Here is a 7,602-nt window from a genome sequence, read left to right on the forward strand (position 1 = left end):
TGTTACTGGCCTATACTGTACCAAGCACAAGATGAAAGCTCACACTCCCCTGTTCCTGTGTCATAAAAATATCGCCATCCATTTTCTGCATCAGCTGCTTACAGATATACAAGCCCAGACCATTTCCTGCATGACCGGCAACATTGTTTCCCCGGTAAAAGCTTTGAAAGATAGCACCGGCATCACTTTGGTCAATATAGGAGCCGGAATTTTCTATCTTCAGGATACTGTGATGATCTTCTTCATAAAAGGATATGTGAATCCATTTTCCATCTCCGTATTTCATCGCATTATCAACAACATTCCCAATGACTTCACGTAACCTGATCAAATCTGTAAAGATCAGCTGGTCCTTACAGGGAGCTTGCTCATAGGATATCAGTGCCAGTTCAATGCGCTCCTGTTCCCGCCTCAGCAAGGCTTCCACATCATGGAGATAGACCTCTTCCATTAGTACATCAAAATCAAACAGATCTTCATTGCTCGTATGCATGATTTCCTTTACATACTGATCAATTTTATCACAGTTTTCATACAGGCGCTCACAGATCAGCTCTTCCGCATACAGGTGCTCCTTCATTGCGTCCGTATACAGACGGATGTTGGAAAGCGGTGTCTTGATATCATGGGAAAGAGAGGCAATCATCGTTTGCTTTTCCTTCATCAGCGCTGTTTCTTTTTCCTCATGATGACGCAGCTCCTCCTTCATTACATCGATTGCCCAGACAAATTTCCCGAAATACCGCTGTTTCTGCTGGGGCAGCACATAGGTGAAGTCTCTGTTTTTCAAAGCCGTTGCCATCGCCTCCATATTATGAAAGGGCTGTATGATCTGGCGACGGATATAGAATAGAAGATAGATAACAAACAATATGACACCAAGCAGGGTGGTATTGATAATCCAGAAGACCGAAGACGGTATGCGCTGTACACGATAGGTAAAGCGATAGAAGCTGCCCTCCTGCTTTGCCGGAAGAAGCACACTTCTTGTACGGGAGCGATCCATATAGGATTGCATGGAGGTCTTCTTCAGTTCAAGCAGCTCTATTTGAATTTCTGATGAAGCAAGCTCTTTCATCTGCTTTCCCTCTTCCAGCTCTTTCGCCATGCGATTGATTTCTACCAGAGCTTCATCCGGTATTGTTTCATCACGCAGCTGTAAAAGAAGGCCATTCAATCCCAGCAAAAGCAGCAGAAGCAGTGCCGGAACAAGCACGGTCAGCCTATTCCATGCCTTCATAGCGGTAGCCTACTCCCCATACGGTGATCAGCCGCTTTGGATGACGTGGATCGGTTTCTATTTTTTCACGCAGCGTATTGACATGCGTTGTCAGCGTGGACAGCTCACTTTCAGAGGCATCCGTCCAGATTGCGGAAAATATATAGTCCTTACGCAGCGTTGTATGCTTTTTTCTCAGCAGCAGAACCAGCAGCTCAAACTCCTTTACAGAAAGAGCCAGCTGCTTTCCTTTTAATGTCACACTTCGCCGCTCGATGTCTACCAGAAGATCATCGTCCTTCAGCACATTGCGCTCCTCCTGCATTTCATAGCCTCTTCTCAGCTGAGCTTTGATTTTAGCCAGCATGACCGCCATGGCAAAGGGCTTTTCTACATAATCATCCGCTCCCAGCTCATAGCCCAACAGCTGATCGCTTGTCTGCGTTCGTGCACTCATGATGATAATGGGAAGATTGCTGCTTTGCCTGGCCTCGGTACAAATGCGAAAGCCGTCCATATCCAGCAGCATGATATCAACGAGAAGAAGACGCACCTTCTCCTGCTGTAAGAGTGTAAGTGCGTCATTTCCCCGCTGTACACAGCATGTCTGATATCCCTCATGTAACAGAAACCGCTCTAATACATCTCGCAGCTCATCATTATCCTCAACAACAAGAATATCAATCATACACACGCATCCCTTCTACCAGCCCTTTTCCATCAGCCAGTTGTATACCTTTTTTTCCCGTTCCTTCAGCTCATCCGCATGCTTCAGCACACCGATATCAAGATTGCTTTCAATTTTTCCATCATTGATATAGCAGATGCGCTGTGCATAGGAAGCCACCTTCACATCATGCGTTACCATCAGAATCGTCGTTCCCTGCTCATGTACCTTTGAAAACATATCCATGACTTCCCTCGCATGAAAGCTGTTTAACGCTCCCGTAGGCTCATCCGCAAACAGAATCTGCGGCTGATTGATCATTGCTCTGGCGATACAGGCACGCTGCAGCTCTCCGCCGCTTACTTCCTGAATGCTGTGTCCTGCAATTGAAGTAATCTGAAATTTCCGCAGCAGCTCATCCGCATAGGCATTGATTTCCTTATGCTTCCGTTTCTTTGCCATATAGCCGGGAAGTATCACATTGTCATAGATGTTCAGGTTATTTAGAAAATGCATCTGCTGGAAGATAAATCCCATTTCATGCAGGCGCAGCTTCGCCATTTCCATTTCATTATACCTGCTGATTTCTTTATGGTCAAATTCCACGGTTCCGGAGTTGATATGATCCATACCGCTGATTGTATATAGCAGGGTGGATTTACCGCTGCCGCTTGGTCCCATAACGGCGATGAATTCCCCTTTGTAAATGGAAAGATTCACATTGCGCAGGACATGATTCTGTTTTTTATTTACAACAAAGCTTTTGCACAGCTTTCGGACCTCTATCATTGCTTCCATTCGTTTTCCTCCTTGATTTTCTGATGTATTTCAATTTTTGATATGGTTGCGGTGTATTTATTCCTCACTCAAATCTTTGATATTCCATGCCGGTATGGTACGGTTGACAATCCATTGTGCTGCCATAGCTGCTAGAATAAACAGTAACGGATACAGGACATACATGTTGAGTGGAGCACTTCTCAGCTCTACGCTCCCCATTCCCATGGATTCCAGATAGGCCTCCAGTAGTCCGTTCATGCAGAAGGTGTGTAACAGAATACCCAGTAGTAGACCGCACAGTACCTGAATCATACAGCGAACAAACAGCCATCTGCGGATATTTCGTTTGGCATAGCCCATACTGCGCATTAGAGCGATTGCTTTTTTTGCACGCAGCATGTGCAGCTTGGAGAATAAAATCGTCAAAGCAAATAGAATGATCAGAATGATAGAAATAATCAGATCCGACATCATGGTGATCTGCTGCGGCATATCGCCGCTGAAGGATTTCGTCATCTGCTTGCTGTCAATCAGCTTCAGACCCTTATACTCCTTTTTAATAGTTTCTGCAACCTGATGGTTGGTTAGCTCGTCCTGGGAAAGGTGAATCACCAGATAACCGGTATATGCATATTCATATTCAAGATCACCTGCAAGAATGTTGTTTCCCAGATTCATCATACTGCTGTAAATACCGCTGATGAGGTAGGTATTTTTCTTTCCTTCGTATTCCATGCTGATGGAGTCGCCGACAGTTTTTCCATAACGCTTTGCCAGTGTAGTGGAAAGTGCAAGCTCATTGGACAGCTTGGGAGCCTTGCCATAATCAAAGGCGATTGTATTCCCATCGGCGCGTTTCATGAGAAATACCGAGGTATTCAGACCAGCATCGCTGAGGGATGCACTGGTCATGGTTTCAAGATCGACACGGATATTCTCATCGTATACTTTCAAATCGCGGAGTACCATGGCACGTTTTTCTTCCAAATCCTTTACGCTGTTTCCCCCGTTTTGCTGGGAGTAGAGATCACCGATTGATATCTTCAGAATTTGCAGAAAGGTATCCTTCTGGAAGGCATCCTTAAGGGTTAGCGGAACGAGTATCAATACCATGCAGAAGGCGTAGATGATAACCATCATAAGGAAGTGCTTTCTATGTGTCATGAGATCGTTGAAGGCCAGAAAGCTGTGAAGGCGGTGAAGGCGGGTTTTTGCGAGTGTGAAGTGCGTGTGTTCCTTATAAGTCTCTCCCTCGTTCCCTTTGCGGATGGCATCCATCGTGCTTTGCTTTTTCAGCTTTCGCAGTACCAGAGTTGTCACGGTATAGACAAGTGCCGGGATTAGGATAACAATGATCAGGGACAGATAGGTGCCTGTGTTCCCCGGCATAATTGGAACGACGCTGGCCTGCATATTTTCCAGCAGCTCAGCAAACGGAATGGAGGTAAAGAATCCTATAATAACACCGATAAGTGTGATACCCATATATTTCATCAGATAGAGTGGCTTGATTTGAGAGTGCTGGAATCCGATTGCTTTCATGATCCCGATTTCCGCATAGTTGCTTTCTATCTGAAAGAGGATGGTGAAGCGAATGATTAAAAAGGACATGCATAGCAGAATGATGCCACTCATGAGAAGCATTGCACTGGTGCCGAGGCTGACTCCCATAAAGGAGAGCTCTGCTGTTTCTTTGTCTACAAGAATCGCATTGGGCAAGCTGGCCTTCTGCATTTCATATTCCAGCTGCTTTGTGTTTGGCCCATCGTTTACCGAGAGTACCACAGCATGATCAATGTCCTGCGTGATATCATATTGAATTTGATAATCTGCAGGGTGCAGGATGATGCGTTTTTGTCCCATCATATCAGAGCCGTATACGGAATCACGTACAAAGCTGGTGATTTTATAGGTATAGGTCCTGGTACCGCGCAAAATCTGGAAGGTGTCATGCAGCTGTAGGTTTAGCTGATGCTTCATAGATAGCGGGATGCCGACCTCACCTGGTTGGATATCCGGGATATTGTTGTTTTCATCAAATAGAAAATTATAGGTCTTTGGCAAGGTCGTCGCAAAGCAGCCGGAGCTTTCCAGGTCGTTGGTGCCATTGAAGCGCATAACACTCAGCGGCAGGGTGATAGCATGCTCGATTTGATATGCATCGATGTCTTTTGCTTTCATGAAGGCTGTAATTTTCTGTATGTCTTTTTTGGTGATGTTCATCATGGAAAAGTTATAGTCAGCCACCTTTCCCATATCGTCCATGAAGTAGGATATCTGGTTTTGTGACGAATAGATCAAAGTTATACTGGCACAGGACAGCATGGTGGATACGGCAAGGAATATCATTACCATGAAGTTGGTCAGCTTGCCATGCAGCAGGTCGTTTTTTAGTAGTCGCAGCAACATTTTTGATTACCTCTCATTTCTGTATGTTCAGTATATCGCAGGAATTCTAAAGAAATCCTAAAGTTGGATGAATTATAAGGGAACATGGGTAATATTATACAGGAATGTGAGGAGGGATGCTATGAATACAAAAGGTGTAATGATTTCAGAGATTTGTAATTTATGTAAATATTATGGTAAAATAAAAAAAATGAAGATACAGAGTTATCCATATCTTCTTTAATTGGTGGTAGTGATGGTATTTATGCTGGGTGCGTGTTCCACATCAAGCAGGAAGTCGTATACGTTTCATGTAGTTATGATTTACAAAAAATGTTTTAATGTTCATATTCATTCTCTTTTGATCTTCAGTTAGTTTCGCAATAATTAAGCTAATAATAAATGCGATAGGCGCTATTAATAATATAGTTATAATATCATTAGAAGGAACAAGATAATAAATAATCGTAAAAATCAGTATATGTGTTAGATACCATTCATACGATATTTTTTGAAATATAAATCTCAATATTTCTTACTACATTATTTTGACATAATAAAACTGCTAAGCTTCCATAACCAAATACAGCGAAAATATCATTAAAGGAATTTATCCAGCCACCTCTTAAGGCTAAAACAGCTTCTAATGCCAGTCCAAAATATGCAGATTATTATAAGCCTTATTCTACTTATATATTTAATCCCCCCCAATGAACTAAGCTTGCTAAATGAATTCCTAAATCAAACTCCCACAAATATTGCAGGAAATAGCTACTCCAAATTCTAATTTCATAATAAGAGGTTATCACTGTGAATATCCACCATATTAAGCTTATGCAAAAGCATAATAAAAAAAATTTATTATTTTCCAAGTTTTCTTTTATTTTACAAAGTGGTATAAAAATTAAATACAACTGAAATAAGGTAGAAATATACCAGAATTGAATACCGAAACTACTCACAAATTGTTCTGCAAACATCTTAAATAGAAATATATGACTGAATAAGGCAAATACACGATGAGAACCAGTATACATACAAGGAATTAAAAATGATATAATCACTATAATAATATATGGAATGAATATTTTAACAAAACGATGCTTCAATATATCTTTATATGGATATTTATTTTAATTCTATTAATGCATAAAATTCATATATATAAAAAGATGCTATATACACAAGACCAACATAAAATGGGGCATAAATAATAGCTGGTAGACTCATATCTGAATATCTAAATAATACATTCCAAGTACCCTCATGAATTAAGTAAATGATAAAGTTTTTTTCATATTTTAATATTTCTTTTTTAATACTAACAATTAGACTTAACCATTTTAATTATTTTTGGTGCATATCTCCAAGCAATATATTTCAATTTTTGTTCTATTCCTGTAAAATTTTTTAATGCTGTCACATCTCTGCTATAGTAATCAAATTTAGCTATAACAGCAGCATCTAATTCTTTAAAAGATGGGTTATCAATAAAATTTTCAATACAGTTTGTCAAGCCCTTTTGTATTGGAGTGAATTGAAAATCCTTGCAACAAATTGCACGCATTTTACTATTGTCAAATACACGATCAAATTTTCTATCATAATATATTTGATAATAGTTTCCCATTATATCTGCAATAAAATCACTATTTTTCGGCATCCATATTTTGGGCTTTTTTCCAGTTTTCCTTACTAATGCATTACTATATATATTAAGTATTTCTTCCCATGTTATAGCTTCATCACCTGTAAGATGTATTGCTTCATGCATTGCATTACTATTACCGATTAAGCATATAATTGCTTTCGCCACATCATCTCCAAATGTCAAAGTAGTCCGATGCATAGCAACATCTTTGGGTAAGGGAATGCTCATTCCCTGTAATGCTCTCTTTAACCATATATCTTTTTCTAATGTTGCGAGTTGAAGTCTCTCAGCATTATAAGTTATATAGGGACGTAATATCGTCCAATTTTTATATTCAGATGTAAACAATATATCTTCTTGTCTAGCCTTTGCTAATGCATATTCATCAGTTTTTAGATATTCTTGATCTTTGCAAATATCTAATAAACGAGGTGACTCTTCAGTAATTACTGAAGTTGAATTTGCATAGACTCGACTAGAACTCAAAAAAATATAATGTGTAGTAGAAGTAAGCAATAACATAATTCTCTGATTAAACTCCTCTGTTCGATAAATCATAAAGTCTACAATTATATCATATCGATTATCTTTTAGAAGTTCTTGTATAAAATAGAAATCATGTGCGTTTCCCTTTAAATACTTAATATTTTGATTTTTTGAAATCCTATCACTTCTTGTTGTAACATATACTTGATATCCTTTTCCTGCAAGCATTTTTACTAATGGTGTTCCAATTGCGCCTGTACCTCCAAATATTAGTGCTTTCATAATACTCCTGGTATATTTAAGTTACTCATATAATGAGTAATAAATTTAATATACCAGTTCTCCTTTCCACCTGAATTATTTGGTATCACTTCAGGTTGTGATAAAATGTGTAATTGTGAATGTGGATTT

Annotated in this window: 5 protein-coding genes; all 5 read right to left on the reverse strand. The window is 39.7% G+C overall.

What is annotated here, in order from left to right; all coding sequences use genetic code 11:
* Nucleotides 1–10 precede the first annotated feature (10 nt).
* The 5 genes from NE665_RS17665 to NE665_RS17685 all read right to left on the reverse strand — a co-directional run bounded on the left by NE665_RS17665 (nucleotide 11) and on the right by NE665_RS17685 (nucleotide 7,473).
* Complete coding sequence (locus NE665_RS17665; protein ID WP_117444666.1) at nucleotides 11–1,240, reverse strand: HAMP domain-containing sensor histidine kinase; 1,230 nt, start codon at nucleotides 1,238–1,240, stop codon at nucleotides 11–13.
* Nucleotides 1,224–1,907, reverse strand: a complete 684-nt coding sequence (locus NE665_RS17670; RefSeq protein ID WP_117444665.1) for a response regulator transcription factor — start codon at nucleotides 1,905–1,907, stop codon at nucleotides 1,224–1,226. The genes NE665_RS17665 and NE665_RS17670 overlap by 17 nt, the downstream gene beginning before the upstream one ends.
* Nucleotides 1,908–1,922: 15 nt before the next feature.
* Nucleotides 1,923–2,684 (reverse strand): ABC transporter ATP-binding protein, encoded by a 762-nt coding sequence (locus NE665_RS17675; RefSeq protein ID WP_117444664.1) that lies wholly within the window; start codon nucleotides 2,682–2,684, stop codon nucleotides 1,923–1,925.
* A 57-nt stretch (nucleotides 2,685–2,741) separates the two neighbouring features.
* Nucleotides 2,742–5,075, reverse strand: coding sequence for an ABC transporter permease (locus tag NE665_RS17680; RefSeq protein ID WP_117444663.1), 2,334 nt, complete (start codon nucleotides 5,073–5,075; stop codon nucleotides 2,742–2,744).
* A 1,300-nt stretch (nucleotides 5,076–6,375) separates the two neighbouring features.
* A complete protein-coding gene (locus tag NE665_RS17685; protein WP_117444661.1) occupies nucleotides 6,376–7,473 on the reverse strand; it encodes an NAD-dependent epimerase/dehydratase family protein in 1,098 nt (365 codons plus the stop codon).
* Nucleotides 7,474–7,602 lie beyond the last annotated feature (129 nt).

The sequence above is a fragment of the Clostridium sp. DFI.1.208 genome, from assembly GCF_024463855.1.
Classification (GTDB): domain Bacteria; phylum Bacillota_I; class Bacilli_A; order Erysipelotrichales; family Erysipelotrichaceae; genus Clostridium_AQ.